General features: G+C 74.9%; 12 protein-coding genes and 1 tRNA gene. 6 read left to right on the forward strand and 7 right to left on the reverse strand.

Features of this window, described 5'->3' with window-relative positions; all coding sequences use genetic code 11:
• Nucleotide 1: 1 nt before the first annotated feature.
• The gene (locus HL189_RS10965; RefSeq protein ID WP_369133722.1) at nt 2–1,678 is read right to left on the reverse strand and encodes a SpoIIE family protein phosphatase; all 1,677 of its coding nucleotides are present in this window, start codon (nt 1,676–1,678) and stop codon (nt 2–4) included.
• Nucleotides 1,679–1,999: 321 nt separating this feature from the next.
• Here HL189_RS10965 and HL189_RS10970 point away from each other — a divergent pair, with 321 nt between their 5' ends.
• A complete protein-coding gene (locus HL189_RS10970) occupies nt 2,000–2,539 on the forward strand; it encodes a DUF1353 domain-containing protein (RefSeq protein ID WP_369133723.1) in 540 nt (179 codons plus the stop codon).
• A 21-nt stretch (nt 2,540–2,560) separates the two neighbouring features.
• Here the strand turns inward: HL189_RS10970 and HL189_RS10975 are convergent, their stop codons facing one another.
• Nucleotides 2,561–3,778, reverse strand: a complete 1,218-nt coding sequence (locus tag HL189_RS10975; RefSeq protein WP_369133724.1) for an Ig-like domain-containing protein — start codon at nt 3,776–3,778, stop codon at nt 2,561–2,563.
• 197 nt (nt 3,779–3,975) lie between these two features.
• Between HL189_RS10975 and HL189_RS10980 the strand changes: the two genes are divergently transcribed.
• Nucleotides 3,976–4,051, forward strand: a tRNA-Lys gene (locus HL189_RS10980).
• Between the two features lie 312 nt (nt 4,052–4,363).
• On the opposite strand, the gene HL189_RS10985 is transcribed toward HL189_RS10980, so the two are convergent.
• Both HL189_RS10985 and HL189_RS10990 read right to left on the reverse strand, forming a co-directional pair.
• Nucleotides 4,364–5,218 (reverse strand): hypothetical protein, encoded by an 855-nt coding sequence (locus HL189_RS10985; protein ID WP_369133725.1) that lies wholly within the window; start codon nt 5,216–5,218, stop codon nt 4,364–4,366.
• Nucleotides 5,215–6,432, reverse strand: coding sequence for a homogentisate 1,2-dioxygenase (locus HL189_RS10990; protein ID WP_369133726.1), 1,218 nt, complete (start codon nt 6,430–6,432; stop codon nt 5,215–5,217). The genes HL189_RS10985 and HL189_RS10990 overlap by 4 nt, the downstream gene beginning before the upstream one ends.
• Nucleotides 6,433–6,806: 374 nt before the next feature.
• Here HL189_RS10990 and HL189_RS10995 point away from each other — a divergent pair, with 374 nt between their 5' ends.
• Nucleotides 6,807–7,601 carry an enoyl-CoA hydratase/isomerase family protein gene (locus HL189_RS10995; RefSeq protein ID WP_369133727.1) on the forward strand — a complete coding sequence of 265 codons (795 nt, stop codon included), beginning with the start codon at nt 6,807–6,809 and terminating at the stop codon, nt 7,599–7,601.
• A 20-nt stretch (nt 7,602–7,621) separates the two neighbouring features.
• Nucleotides 7,622–7,990, forward strand: a complete 369-nt coding sequence (locus HL189_RS11000; RefSeq protein WP_369133728.1) for a hypothetical protein — start codon at nt 7,622–7,624, stop codon at nt 7,988–7,990.
• On the opposite strand, the gene HL189_RS11005 is transcribed toward HL189_RS11000, so the two are convergent.
• On the reverse strand, nt 7,979–9,166 hold the full coding sequence (locus HL189_RS11005; protein WP_369133729.1) for an MFS transporter: 1,188 nt from the start codon (nt 9,164–9,166) through the stop codon (nt 7,979–7,981). The two genes, HL189_RS11000 and HL189_RS11005, sit on opposite strands and share 12 nt — an antisense overlap.
• A gap of 42 nt (nt 9,167–9,208) precedes the next feature.
• On the opposite strand from HL189_RS11005, the gene HL189_RS11010 reads away from it, so the two are divergent.
• Complete coding sequence (locus HL189_RS11010; RefSeq protein ID WP_369133730.1) at nt 9,209–9,754, forward strand: gluconokinase; 546 nt, start codon at nt 9,209–9,211, stop codon at nt 9,752–9,754.
• 135 nt (nt 9,755–9,889) lie between these two features.
• Here the strand turns inward: HL189_RS11010 and pruA are convergent, their stop codons facing one another.
• Nucleotides 9,890–11,518, reverse strand: coding sequence for an L-glutamate gamma-semialdehyde dehydrogenase (gene pruA, locus HL189_RS11015; protein ID WP_369133731.1), 1,629 nt, complete (start codon nt 11,516–11,518; stop codon nt 9,890–9,892).
• A gap of 86 nt (nt 11,519–11,604) precedes the next feature.
• The gene (locus HL189_RS11020) at nt 11,605–12,537 is read right to left on the reverse strand and encodes a proline dehydrogenase family protein (protein ID WP_369133732.1); all 933 of its coding nucleotides are present in this window, start codon (nt 12,535–12,537) and stop codon (nt 11,605–11,607) included.
• Nucleotides 12,538–12,664: 127 nt separating this feature from the next.
• On the opposite strand from HL189_RS11020, the gene HL189_RS11025 reads away from it, so the two are divergent.
• Nucleotides 12,665–13,795, forward strand: a complete 1,131-nt coding sequence (locus tag HL189_RS11025) for a PucR family transcriptional regulator (RefSeq protein WP_369133733.1) — start codon at nt 12,665–12,667, stop codon at nt 13,793–13,795.
• The last annotated feature ends 29 nt before the right edge of the window (nt 13,796–13,824 follow it).

The raw sequence follows: 13,824 nt of genomic DNA on the forward strand, positions 1-13,824 counted from the left end.
GTCAGGCGGGCGGGCCGGCGTCCTCTGGAAGGGAGCGGACGGCGAGCAGGGCGATGTCGTCGTCGGCCCGGCCGGTCACGATGCGGTCGAGCAGCTGGTCGCACAGCTTCTCCACCGGCACCCCGGCGAGCTGGGCCAACTCGGCGCAGAGCCGGGTGAGGCCGTCGTCGATGCCGGAGCGACCGTGCTCGACCAGCCCGTCGGTGTAGAAGACCACCGTGTCGCCGGGGTGCAGGCCCACCTCGGAGTTGCTGCGCCCTACGGTGCACTCCGCGCCGAGCAGCCGCTCGGGCGGGCCGTCGAGCAGCTGCACCGTGCCGTCGGGGCGGAGCAGCGCCGGCGGCAGGTGGCCGGCGGAGGACCAGCGCAGCATCCGCCGCCCGGCCCGGGCCGGGCGTTCGATCCGGGCCACCAGGGCGGTGGCCATCGTGCCGACGTGGAGGCCGTCGAGCACCCGGTCTACCCGGGTCAGCACCTGGGCGGGGCTCTCCGGCCGGTCGAAGGCGATGCCGCGCAGGATGCTGCGGATCTGGCCCATCGCCGCGGCGGCGTCCACGTCGTGCCCGACCACGTCCCCGATCACCAGCAGCGTCCCGCCGTCGGGCTGCAGGAAGGCGTCGTACCAGTCCCCGCCCACCTGCTGGTGGACCGCGGCCGGCCGGTACCGGACGGCGATCTCCAGCTCGTCGGTCGGCGGTGGGGTGCTGAGCAGGCTGTGCTGCAGCGTCTCGGCGACCTTCAGCTGCCGGCCGTAGAGGCGGGCGTTGTCCAGCGCGAGCGCGCCCCGGCGGGCCGTCTCGACGGCGACGGCGATCTCCGCCTCGGTGTGGGCCGGCCGGTTCCCGCTGTTGATGAGCGCCAGCGCGCCGAAGGTCTCCCCGCGGGCGCGCAGCGGCACGATCGTGCACGAGGTGGCGTCCAGCCGCCGCCAGGCCGCCCGCACCCCCTCGGTGGGCAGCGAGGGCGCGACCAGGTCCTGGTCCATCGCGGTCAGCTGCACCGGCTTCCCGGTGAGCAGCGCCTCGACCATCGCGGCGTCGTCGCCGGTGTTGCGCAGCCGCCCCGCCACGTAGGCGTCCAGGTCGGCGCGGCGGGCCGGGTCGCGGTGCGCCCACGCCTCCTCCCCCGGGCCGCCGTCCTCGCCGGCCAGCGCGACGACGGCCCAGTCGCACAGCCAGGACGACGCCAGCTCCGCCAGCCGGGTGGCCGACTCCCCCGTGTCCAGGGTGGCGATCATGGCCTCGGACACCTCCGCCAGGAACCGCAGCCGGGCGGCGTCCCCGGTGCGCCCGGCGGCCCCTCCGGCCGGGGCGACGGGCCCACCGGACCGGTCGTCGACCGGCCGGGCGGACACCTGCAGCAGGCCGTCGACGACGACCGCGGTGACCTCCAGCCGGCAGCCGGCCGGCGGGTGGTCGCCCGACCAGGTCACCGGGGTGCCCGCGCTGCGGGCGTGCAGGAGGAAGGAGTGCAGGGCAGTGCCCGGGAGCTCGGGCAGCGCCAGCCGGACGTCCCGGCCGATCAGCTCGTCGACGGTCCGGTCGAGCAGGCGCGCGGCGGCCGGGTTGACGTAGCCGATGGTCCAGTCGCGATCGAGGACGGCGACCGGGGTGGGCAGCACCTCGAGGGCGGTCGCGAGGGCCTCCGCGCCGATCGGGGAGGCCGCGGATCCACTCACTCCAACTCCTGCGTCTCGGTCAGCGGCCCGGCGTTCGGGGGTCGGACTCTACGTCAGGCCCGGGACGGCGTACACCGCCGCGACCGCACCTGGCGCGCCGCCCGGTCGAGCTGCCGCACGGGCGGACCGCGGCGGAGGAGGCCGGCACAGGACGGTCCGGCGGCCGCGCTCCTGGACCGCCGGACCTCGGTGATGTGGGAACCCGGGCTCCCGCATCACCGTGCCCGGTGGCCTACCCACCGGGGGCGGTCCGCAGGCATCGATCCACCGCCGTCCGCCCGGGCAGGTGTCCGACCGGCCCGGGAGGGGGAACAGACCGCCGTGCCGTTCGTCTCCCCCACCATCACCGTGCGCCGGGTGTCCGACGAGCTGTGGGAGGTGGTCGAGCCGCTGGCCTACCACGGCCGCTCGGACACCTTCGTCGTCCCGGCCGGCTTCCGCACCGACTTCGCCACCGTGCCGCGACCGGTCGTCTGGCTGATCCCACGCTTCGGGCGCTACACCCTGGCCGCGGTGCTGCACGACTGGCTGATCACGGAGGGGCTGGCCGCCGGCGTGGTGTCCGCCCGGGACGCCGACGGCCTGTTCCGCCGGGTGCTCCGGGAGCTCGACGTGCCCCCGGTGCGCCGCTGGTTGATGTGGACCGGCGTGCGCTGGGGATCGGCGGCCACCGGGCACTGGGCGGGCTGGTGGCGGGACGCCCCCCTCGTGCTGGTGATCTCGGTGCTCGCCGCGCCGGTCGTCGTCCCGCCTGCCGTGCTCATCACCCTGGCGCTGGCCGTCTACGCGGTCGTGGAGACGCTGGTGACCGCCGCCCTGCCCGGTGACCACCGGCGCACCGACGGCGGCATCCGGCTGTGACGGCCGCGCCGGGAGCGGGGGTCAGGAGAGCGCGCTGCCGGCCTTCCAGTCCTCCCAGGAGATCGCCCAGTCGTAGATGTCGCCGTCGACCCAGGAGAGGGTCGGCCCGATGGAGTTGACCACCTCGACCACGTCGCCGGGCTGGGAGAAGTCGTAGAACCACCGCGCCCGCTCGGTGGAGAGGTTGATGCAGCCGTGCGAGACGTTGGCCGAGCCCTGGGAGCCCACCGACCACGGCGCCGCGTGCACGAACTCACCGTTGTTGGAGATGCGGGTCGCGTACTCGACGTCGGTCCGGTAGCCGCCCGGGGCGTCGACGGCGAGGCCGAAGGTCGAGGAGTCCATGGTGATGTCGGCGAACTTCTCCAGGACGACGTGCGGCCCGTTGCGGGTCGGGTTCTCCTCGCTGCCGGCGCTCATCGGATAGGTCTGCACGACCTGGTCGCCGTCGTAGACGGTCAGCGTGTGCGCGCCCGCGTCGGCGACCGAGACGTGCTTGGCGCCGACGGTGAAGGAGACCGTGCGGTCCTTCTCGCCCCACACGCCGTTCCCGAAGTCGACGCCGTAGAGGTCGGCCTCCAGGGTCACCTCGGTGTTGGCCGGCCAGTAGGTCGACGGCCGGAAGTGGACCTCGCTGTCGGACAGCCAGCTCCACACCCCGTCCGTCGGGGTGGACGTGGTGACGTGCAGGTTGCGCTCGACGGTGGCCTGGTCGGCGACCGGGTCGTCGAAGAAGACCCGGATCGGCATGCCCACGCCCACCGTGGTGCCGTCGAGCGGGCCGACGCTCGGGGTGGACAGGGTGGCCGGGGAGACCGTCGTGAAGGTGCTGGTGGCGGTGGTCTCGGCGTCGTCCTCGTTGACCGCCGTGGCGGTGACCGTGTAGCTCGTGCCGTAGGCCAGCTGGCCCTCCGGCGTCCACACCGAGGTGGTCGGGTCGCCCTCCGCGGGCGCCACGGCGCCGGGGACCGCGGCCCCGGCGGCGTCGGTGACGACGACGTCACCCAGTTCCCCGCTGGTCACGTCCACCGACACCGGGGTGGCCGGCGACAGGTCGACGCTGCCGTCGGCCACGCTCAGCGCGAGCTCCGCGGGCGCCGCCGACGGCTCGGGCGTCCCGGCGGGGGCGTCGTCGGCCGAGGGCGGCGACCCCTGGCACCCGGCGAGGAGCGCGAGCAGCACGGCGATGAGCACCGCAGCCACCCGCCGCACGCCGCCCCGACCGTTGACCGACGACACCACGAAGACCTGCCTCCAGCACGGGCACCTGTCCGACCGGGACCCTCCCGGGGACCGAGCGCCGTGGTCCAGTGTCCACGTCGGGGCTGACAGTTCACTGTTCGTCGGCCCACAGGCGCGTGGCCCACCCCCACGGTCACCACTCGGGACCGCCGTGTACAGTTCTCCCACGTCGCCGGGCTGTGCGCCAACGACACGCGCCATTAGCTCAATTGGCAGAGCAGCTGACTCTTAATCAGCGGGTTCGGGGTTCGAGTCCCTGATGGCGCACCACCTGAACGGCCCCGTCCCCCTCGGACGGGGCCGTTCGGCGTCCGGGCCCCCGGCGACGGAGACGGCCCGTCGGGCCGGGGACTCCGTCACCCGGCGTCCGTACGGTCACGCCCGGACGGTGCGCACGGCCCGTCGCGGTCCCCGGCGGACGCCGCCGTCCCGGTCGCCGCGGGCAGGACGGTGGCGGTGCACTCCCCGAGGTCGATGACGGAGCCGCCGGGGCCCGGGGCCCGGGGCCGTGGCCGTGGCCGTGGCCGTGGCCGTGAGGGTCACGGCCGCCCCGGGCTCCCGGGAGTGGCAGGACGCCGGCGCTCAGGCCAGGCCGGGTGGGTACAGGCCCAGCCGCTCCAGGCTGGCGGCGGGCTCGCCCACGCTGCACGTCCCGAAGGACGTGAAGAACTCGCGCCAGGACCCGTCCGAGGCCCGCGCCAGTCGGCTCAGCGGCGCCGGGTCCGTCTCGGTCAGCAGCCGGGCCACGTGCTCGACCGGCTCGTGCGCCCGGGCGGCCCCGGTCGCCATCGCGATGTTGAGGAACCCGTGGTGGGTGAAGCCCGTGGCGGGGTCGGTGTACCGGACGGCCTCGTGCAGCCCGGCGGTGAGCTTGAACGGGATCCCCGCGGCCACGGCCTCGACCAGCACCGCGGCCAGCTGCTCCGGCGTCGGGAAGAGGTGGGCCGCGATTCCGCCGGTGCGGTACTTCAGGCGCAGCCCGGTGCCCCGCAGCAGCTCGAGGGCTCCGCTGGTGACCTGCCCGGCGGTGAGTTCCACGTAGACCGGCAGGCCCGCCACCGCGGCGGCCTCCCGGAGCTGCGCCGTCCACACCTCCTGGTCGGACGGGTCGGTCTTGAGCTCGACCGAGACGATCCGCAGCTCGGGACCGATCTGCTCGGCGAGGTCGAGGGCGGCCGTCAGCTGCCCGGCCGGCACGACGGCGGACACCTCGACCGCACGCCCACCGAGGTCCAGACCGGAGGCGGTGCGGCGCGCCCGCGGCAGGTCCTCGAGCTTGAGCACGGCCGGGCCGACCGCCGCGGCCAGCGGGGCGGCCCACCGTGCCACGTGGTCGGCCACGGCCTCCTCCAGCGGGGCCAGCCCGGGCGGGAACGTGGCCGCGTCGTCGAAGAACCCGGTGAACTGCTGGACGAGGTCCGTGGTGGAGGTGGTCACCGCAGGACCTCGGCGAGCCACCGGCCTCCGCTCCAGGAGGAGGCGTACCTGCCGTCGTCGGTGGCCAGGGCGGCCTCGCCGAGGTCCAGCGGGCGGAAGGTGTCGACCATGACGGCGGTCTCGTCGAAGTACTCCACGCCGATCGAGGCCTCGATCGCCCCGGGCTGCGGGCCGTGCGGGTGCCCACCCGGGTGGATGGAGATCGAGCCCTTGGCGATCCCCGAGCCCTTCCGCGCCTCGTAGTCGCCGTCCACGTAGAACATGATCTCGTCCGAGTCCACGTTGGAGTGGTAGTACGGCACGGGCACGGCCAGCTCGTGGTAGTCGACCTTGCGGGGCACGAAGTTGCAGATCACGAAGTTGTGGCCCTCGAACACCTGGTGCGACGGCGGGGGCTGGTGGACCTTGCCCGTGATCGGCATGTAGTTCTTGATGTTGAAGGTGTAGGGGTACAGGCACCCGTCCCAGCCCACGACGTCGAAGGGGTGCTGCGGCAGGACGTGGACGCTCCCCTGGATCCCGGAGGTGCCGCGGCCGCGGTGCTTGATGTAGACCTCCACGTCGGTCTCCTCCCGCAGCTGCAGCTCGGCCGGACCGACCAGATCGCGCTCGGAGTAGGGGGCGTGCTCCAGCAGCTGGCCGTACCGGGAGAGGTAGCGCTTGGGCGGGGCGATGTGGCTGTTGGCCTCGATGAAGTACAGCCGGGCGGTCTCGCCCTCGCGCAGCACCCAGCGGTGGATGGTGGAGCGCGGGATCATCACGTAGTCGCCCTCGGTGGCCTCCAGCGGGCCGAACTGGGTCTCGACCAGCGCCGACCCCCGCTCGACGTAGACGCACTCGTCGCCGATGCCGTTCTTGTACAGCGGCGAGGTCTTCCCCACCCAGGCGTAGGACAGGCGCACGTCGGCGTTGCCCAGCACCAGCCGCCGGCCGGTGACGGCGTCGACCTCGGGGGTCTGCTCCTCGGTGAACAGGTCGTGCAGCTTCAGGTGCCGGGGCAGCAGCGGGTCGTTGGGGGTCAGGGTCTGGTCCGGCACCTCCCACGTGCGGGCGCCGACCATCGCGGAGGGGATGTGCTTGTGGTACAGCAGGGCGGAGTCCAGGGAGAAGCCCTCCTCCCCCATGAGCTCCTCGTAGAGGACGTTGCCGTCGGCGTCCTTGAACAGGGTGTGACGCTGCTGGGGCACCGGGCCGAGCTGGCGGTAGTAGGCCATGGCGTTCTCCTTGGGTGACGGGTGTGGCGGCGGCTGTCGTCGTGGTGCTCAGGATGGCCGTGGAGGGACCGACCGCAGCGGTCCGGCTCGACGGGATCGGGGGGACCCGGTGGCCGACGTCCCGTCGAGGTCATGGTCGTGGGCGGGCAGGTGCAGCGGGTGACCGGGTGGCCCAGCCCGGCAGGATCTGGCGAGGGTTGCGCAGGGCTTCGAGGATCGAGCGCGGGGCGGTTGCCGCGTTCTTCCCCGCGTCCCTCCTGGGCGGCGGGGGTCTGCCCTCAGGGTCGAAAATCCCGTAGCGACGCCCCTCCGTCGACGGGCAGGGCCGCCGGCCCGGATGACCCGGCCGGCGCCCGGACGGCAGGATCGCGGCCATGAGCGGACCACAGCGGCGGGACTCCGGCCTGACCACCGAGACCCGGGGGCACGTGCGCGTGCTCACCCTCGACCGCCCCGAGCGGCGCAACGCGCTGTCCGGCGCGCTGCAGGCCGACCTGGTCGAGGAGTTCCTGGCCTGCGCCACCGACCTCGACGTGCGGGCGGTCGTGCTGACCGGCACCGGCCCGGCGTTCTGCGCGGGGTTCGACCTCAAGGAGATCCGCGAGGCCGACCGCCGGGGCGAGCCGTTCCGCCCGCCGATGAACCGCCCCGGCCGCAACCTGTTCGAGGTCCTGGGCGAGACCTACGTGCCGGTCATCGCCGCGCTGAACGGCCACGCCGTCGCCGGCGGTTTCGAGCTCGCCCTGGCCTGCGACATCCGGATCGCCGCGCCCGGGATCAAGATGGGGCTGCCCGAGGCCAAGATCGGCATGGGCGCCAACTACGGCTCCGTCGTGCTGCCCAAGCGGATCCCCACCGGCCTGGCGCTGGAGCTGCTCTTCACCGGCGACTACGTCGACAGCGAGGAGCTGGCGCGGTGGGGGCTGGTCAACCGCGTCGTCGCGGCCGACGACGTCCTCCCCGAGGCGCTGCGGCTGGCCGAGCGGATCGCCGCCAACGCGCCGCTGTCGGTGCGCCGGATGAAGGAGACCGCGGTCAAGGGCCTGGACCTCCCCCTCGCGACCGGCCTGCGGCTGGACGTCGGCCCCAACCCCTACCTCAGCGAGGACCGCCGAGAGGGCATCGCGGCCCACCTGGAGAAGCGGCCCCCGCGGTGGTCGGGCCGGTGACCGGCAGGGAGAGTGGACCCGTGACCGAGCCCGCTGACGCCGTCGACGCCGCCGCCCTGGGTGCCCGCCGCGCCCGCGAGTACCTGGACCACGTGGCGGCCGGGCGCACCGCCGAGGCCGAGACGCTGCTGGCGGGGCTCGAGGACACCCGGGAGCTGGTCTACGTGGGCGCCGCGTTCACCGCCCTGGCCCGCAGCACCGGCCGCACCCTCCCCACCGCCATGCGCGCCCAGGCGAGCACCCGCCAGGTGCTGCTCGGGCAGGTGCGGGACCGGAACCGCCGGGACGCCGAGGGGCTGCGGTCCTGGCTGCGCGAGGCGGCCGAGGAGGTCCGGACGCTGCACCGGCTGGCCGAGGCGGCCCGGCGGCGGCTGGGCTCAGCCGGCTGAGGGGCGCAGCGCAGTCCGGCCGAGCGGGATCGCCAGCGGCAGCACGACGGCGAGCAGGACGGCGGTGAGCGCGTACGTCGTCGGGAGTCCCAGCCCCGCGGCCACCGCGCCGACGGCCAACGCGCCGATCGCCGTCCCGGTGTCGAAGCAGGCGTTCCAGACGGCGCTGACGGTCGCCGTCGAACCGTCCCCGGCCCGGGCCAGGGCGAGCACCAGGGTCAGGTTCTGCACGGCGCCGTAGCCCACGCCCAGAGTCAGCGCCCCGGCGAGCACCGCGGCCACCCCGGCGCCGCCGTCGGTGACCAGGCCCAGCCCCACGAGCAGCAGGCCGACCACCCCCGTGGTCATGCTCCCGGGCAGCAGCAGCCGCGCCCCCAGCCGGTCGACCAGCACCCCGGCCTGCCACCGGCCCAGCGCGCTGGTGAGGCCGAAGAGCAGCAGCGCGACGGCGGCCAGCGAGCCGTCAGGCCGCTCGATCGGCAGGAAGGTGACGAACCCGCCGCCGGCCAGCGTGATCACCAGGAGCAGCACCGACGGCGCCACCGAGGCCCGCACCGCGGCGCGGGACCCGGTGCCGCTCCGCCCCGGCTCCGCCCGCGCGCCCACCGCCCGCACCAGCCCGGGCACGAAGGCGCAGGCCACCACCGGCATCGCCGCCAGGGCCGCGACCCAGCCGAAGTGCCCGGCCAGCGTCAGCGCGGCGCCGCCGGGCACGGCGACGATCGTCGGGACGGCGACGGCCAGCCCGTAGATGCCGATGGACTCCCCGCGCCGCTCCGGCGGCACCGCCTGGGCCGCGACCATGGACCCGAGCACGGTCAGCACGGCGAACCCGAGACCGCGCACCGCGGAGACGACGGCGAACCAGCGCACGTCCTCGGCCAGCAGGTACAGCGGCGAGGGCACGCCGAGGGCCAGCAGCCCGCCGAGCAGCACCGGCCCGAGCCCGAACCGGTGCACCAGCGCGGGCACCGCGCCCTGGGCGAGCACCGTGGCGACCAGGAACACCGTGGTCACCGACCCGGCCGCGGTGAGGCCGTACCCGAGCGCGGCAGCGTGCGCGGGCAGCGCCGAGAGCAGCAGCGAGTAGCTGAGGAAGCCCAGCGCGTTCAGCCCGAACAGGGACCGCACCGCCGGCAGCCGCCACAGCGAGCCGCGCTGCTCCGCCGTCCTCACGCCCGCTCCCCCGCTCTCCCCGCCGACCCCTACGGTCGGGTCATGAAACCAGAGGCGAGCATCCCGGCGACCACCTCGATCGTCGTCATGGGGGTGTCCGGTTCCGGGAAGACCAGCGTGTCGCAGGAGCTCACCCGGCAGCTGGGCTGGGAGTACATCGAGGGCGACGACCTCCACCCGGAGGCCAACGTGGCCAAGATGGCCGCCGGCACCCCGCTGCAGGACGAGGACCGGTGGCCGTGGCTGCGGCGGGTCGCCGAGGAGATCGGCGCCCACGAGGCAGCCGGCTCCTCGGTCATCGTGACCTGCTCGGCACTTCGGCGCGCCTACCGCGACCTGCTGCGCGAGGGCCACCCGTCGGTGTGGTTCGCCCACGTGCACGTGTCCGAGGCGGTGCTCGCCGAGCGGCTGCGGAACCGGCAGGGGCACTACATGCCGCCGTCCCTGCTGGGCAGCCAGCTGGCCACCCTGGAGCCGCTGGGCGAGGACGAGCCCGGCGGCGTCGTCCCCGGCGACGGCCCGCTGGCGCAGACCGTCGCCGACCTCCTGACCACCCTCCGCGCGGAGCGCGGCGAGGCCGCCAGCTGAACTCCTGGTCGGCCTACCGGCCTCCACCGCGGCCAGGTGCCGTCCCCGACCGTCGCTGAGCCGCTGCCCGCCCCTCCTCGTGGAGGCCTCCGGCCCCCGTCGTCGGGCCGGAGGCCGCTCCGCGGCCGGAGTTGCTCAACTCATGTGGGGGTAGCGGTGGTCGGTCGCCGGGACGAACGTCTCCTTGATCGACCGGGTGCTGGTCCAGCGCATCAGGTTCTGCGCCGCGCCCGCCTTGTCGTTCGTGCCGGAGGCCCGGCCGCCACCGAAGGGCTGCTGGCCGACGACCGCGCCGGTCGGCTTGTCGTTGACGTAGAAGTTGCCGGCCGCGTTCCGCAGGAACCGCTGGGCGTGCGCGATCGCCGTCCGGTCCTGGGCGATGACCGAGCCGGTGAGCGCGTAGGGCGCCGCGGACTCCATCTGCTTCAGCACCGTGTCGTAGTCGCCGTCGTCGTAGACGTGCACGGCCAGCACCGGGCCGAAGTACTCGGTGGTGAACACCTCGTGCCCGGGGTCGGTGCCCTCGATGACGGTCGGCCGGACGAAGAAGCCCTCGCTGTCGTCCGCCGTCCCCCCGGCGACGACGGTCAGCGCGTCGTCGCTCTGGGCCGCCTCGAGGACCTTGGACAGCTTCCCGAACGACCGCGAGTCGATGACCGCGCCCATGAAGTTCGAGAAGTCGGTGACGTCGCCCATCGGCAGCGACTCGGTGGTGCCGATCAGGTCGTCCCGCATCCGGGTCCAGAGGCTGCGCGGGACGTAGGCCCGGGAGGCCGCGGAGCACTTCTGCCCCTGGTACTCGAAGGCGCCGCGGATCAGCGCGGTGCGCAGCACGTCGACGTCGGCCGACGGGTGCGCGACGACGAAGTCCTTGCCGCCGGTCTCCCCCACGATGCGCGGGTAGCCGCGGTAGCCGGAGATGTTCTGCCCCACAGTCCGCCACAGGTGCTGGAACACCGCGGTGGACCCGGTGAAGTGGATCCCGGCCAGGTCGCGGTCGGCGAGGACGACGTCGGAGACGGCGATCCCGTCCCCCGGCAGCATGTTGATGACGCCGGGCGGCAGCCCGGCCGCCTCGAGCAGCCGCATGGTGTGCCAGGCGGCGAGCTGCTGGGTGGGCGCGGGCTTCCAGACGACGGTGTTGCCCATCAGCGCCGGTGCGGTGGGCAGGTTGCCGGCGATCGCGGTGAAGTTGAACGGCGTGACCGCGTAGACGAAGCCCTCCAGCGGGCGGTGGTCGACGCGGTTCCACACCCCCGCGCCGGAGACCGGCTGCTCGGCGAGCACCTGGCGGGCGAAGTGCACGTTCCAGCGCCAGAAGTCGATCAGCTCGCAGGCGCTGTCGATCTCCGCCTGGTAGGCGGTCTTGCTCTGGCCGAGCATGGTGGCGGCGTTCAGCGTCTGCCGCCACGGCCCGGCGAGCAGGTCGGCGGCCTTGAGGAACACCGCGGCCCGGTCGTCGAAGGAGAGGTCGGCCCAGCCGGGCGCCGCCTCCTTCGCGCTGCGCACCGCGTCGGCGGCGTCCGTCGCGGTCGAGTGGGCGGACGTGCCGAGCACCTGGGCGTGCCGGTGCGGGGCGACGACGGCGAAGCGCTCACCGGCGGGCATCCGCTGGGTGCCGCCGATCGTGGCGGTCAGCTCGACCGGCGCGGCGGCCAGCTCGGTCAGGCGCTGCTCGAGCGCCGCCCGCTCGGGCGAGCCGGGGGCGTAGTCCCGCACGGGCTCGTTGCGCGGCGCGGGGACCTGGGTGACGGCGTCCAACATCGGGGGCTCCTTGGTGACGTACTGGACGGCCACCCTTCAGGGCCCGCGCCGAGCGTGCGCGGCGTGGGGGGAAGGGTGGTCCTTCTTCAGTTCTTGGTGGCGAGCGAGCGGAGGAAGAACTGCAGGTTGGCCGGGCGCTCGGCCAGCCGGCGCATGAAGTAGCCGTACCAGTCGACGCCGTAGGGCACGTAGGCCCGCACGGTGTGCCCGGCGGCGGCCAGGCGCTGCTGCTCCTCGGGCCGGATGCCGTAGAGCAGCTGGAACTCGTAGCTGTCCGGGTCGCGGCCGGTCTCGGCGACCAGGGTCAGCAGCAGCTCGATCAGGCGGGGGTCGTGGGTGCCGGCCATCGGGTGGCCGGGCCCGCGGACCAGGATCTCCAGGCAGCGGGCGTAGGCGGCGTCGACGGCGGCCTTGTCCTGGTGCGCGACGGCGGCCGGCTCGTCGTAGGCGCCCTTGACCAGCCGCACCCGGGAGCCGGGGGTCGCCAGCGCGCGGGCGTCGTCCTCGGTGCGGTGCAGCATCGCCTGCAGGACCGCCCCGGTGCCGGGGTGGTCGCGGCGCAGCTCGGCGAGGACGGCGAGGGTCGAGTCGACGGTGCCCGACTCCTCCATGTCGAGGGTGACGGTGGTGCCCATCGCGGTGGCGGCCTCGGCCACCGGGCGCACCAGCTCCAGCGCCACGTCGTGCCCGCCGAGCGGCAGCGCCTGCCCGAAGGCCGACAGCTTCACCGACACCTCGGCCCGGCGCCCGAGGTCCAGCGGCGCCAGGGCGTCCAGCAGGGCGAGGTAGGCGTCCCGGGTGCCCTGCGCCTCGGCGCGGGTGGTGACGTCCTCGCCGAGGTGGTCGAGCGTGACGGCCAGCCCCCCGCCGGTCAGCGTCCGGACGACGGACAGCGCCTCGGGCAGCGTCTCGCCGGCGACGAACCGGTCGACGACCCGGCGGGTGACCGGGGTGCCGGTCACCACCCGCCGCAGCGTCGGGCGGCGGGAGGCGGCGAGCAGGGCCTTCTGGGTGAGCACGGTGGCACCTCCGGCTGGTCTGGCTGTCCCTCCGACGGTAGGGACGGCGGGTCACGCCGCACCAGCGACAGATGTCGGGACTCTGGCCCCCATCTTCGTACGATCGTCTGAACGACGGGGAGGACTCGTGCGCGACGACCTGCAGGAACTGGTGGACGAGGTGTCCCGGGTGCTCGGTGCGCCCGCGACGCTGGAGGACCGGGACTTCACCCTCCTCGCGTTCTGCGCCCACGAGTCCGGCCCGGCTCCCGCCGAGACCACGATGGACGCCGTCCGGACCCGGTCGATCCTCGGCCGCGGGTCGACGCCGGAGGTCCGCGCGTGGTTCGAGGGCCGGGGCATCACCACGGCCACCGCCCCGCTGCGGGTGGCGGCCGACCCGGCGGCGGGGATCCTCACCCGGCTGTGCCTGCCGGTGCGCGCCGCCGGTGAGCTGCACGGCTACCTGTGGCTGCTCGACGGCGGGCGCACCGACGTCACCGACCCCGCCGCCCCGGGCCTGGCGGAGGCCGTCGCGCTGGCTGCCGAGGCGGGCCGGCTGCTGGCGGCCGGCCGGCCGGGGACGACGGACCTCGCCGCCGACCTCGCCGACGTGCTGACCGGCGTCGGCGGCCGGGCCGCGCGGTCCCTCGACGCGGCCCTGGGGTCGCGGACACCGGTGAGCGTGGTGGCGCTGCGCCCGGCCGTGCCCGGGCTCCCCGCCGGCTGGCGGCCGCCGGGGGCGGGGGCGATCAGCGCCGTGCTGGACGGCGGCCGCGCGGTGGCGGTGCTCCTCCCCCTGGCCGACGACCGCGACGTGCGCCCGGCCGGGGCGTTGGCGGCCTCCGCGCTGACCGGGCTGCCGACCGGCAGCACCGCCGGGGTGGCGGCGGCCCGCCGCGGCTGCGCGGACCTGCCCGGTCAGTGGCGGGAGGCCCGCACCGCGGCGCGGGTGGCCGCGGTCGACCCCCGCCTCGCCCCTGCGGCGTCCTGGGCCGAGCTCGGGGCCTGGCGGCAGGTGGCCGTCCTGCCGGGGCCGGACCCGGTGCTCGGCGCCCTGCTGACCGACCCCGTGCTCACCGAGACGGCCGCGGTGTGGCTGGACTCGGCCGGCAGCCCGCAGCGCACCGCCGCCCGGCTGTGCGTGCACCGGCAGACGCTGTACTACCGGCTGGGCCGCATCGCGCAGCTCACCGGCCTGGACCTCGCCGACGGCGCCGACCGGCTGCTGCTGCACCTCGGGGTGCGCGCTGCCCGGCTGGCGGCCGTCGACGGTTGACGAGCCCAACTCCCCGGTGGCCTAGGCTC

Origin of the sequence: Modestobacter sp. I12A-02662, assembly GCF_041028325.1 — a bacterium.
Lineage (GTDB): Bacteria > Actinomycetota > Actinomycetes > Mycobacteriales > Geodermatophilaceae > Modestobacter.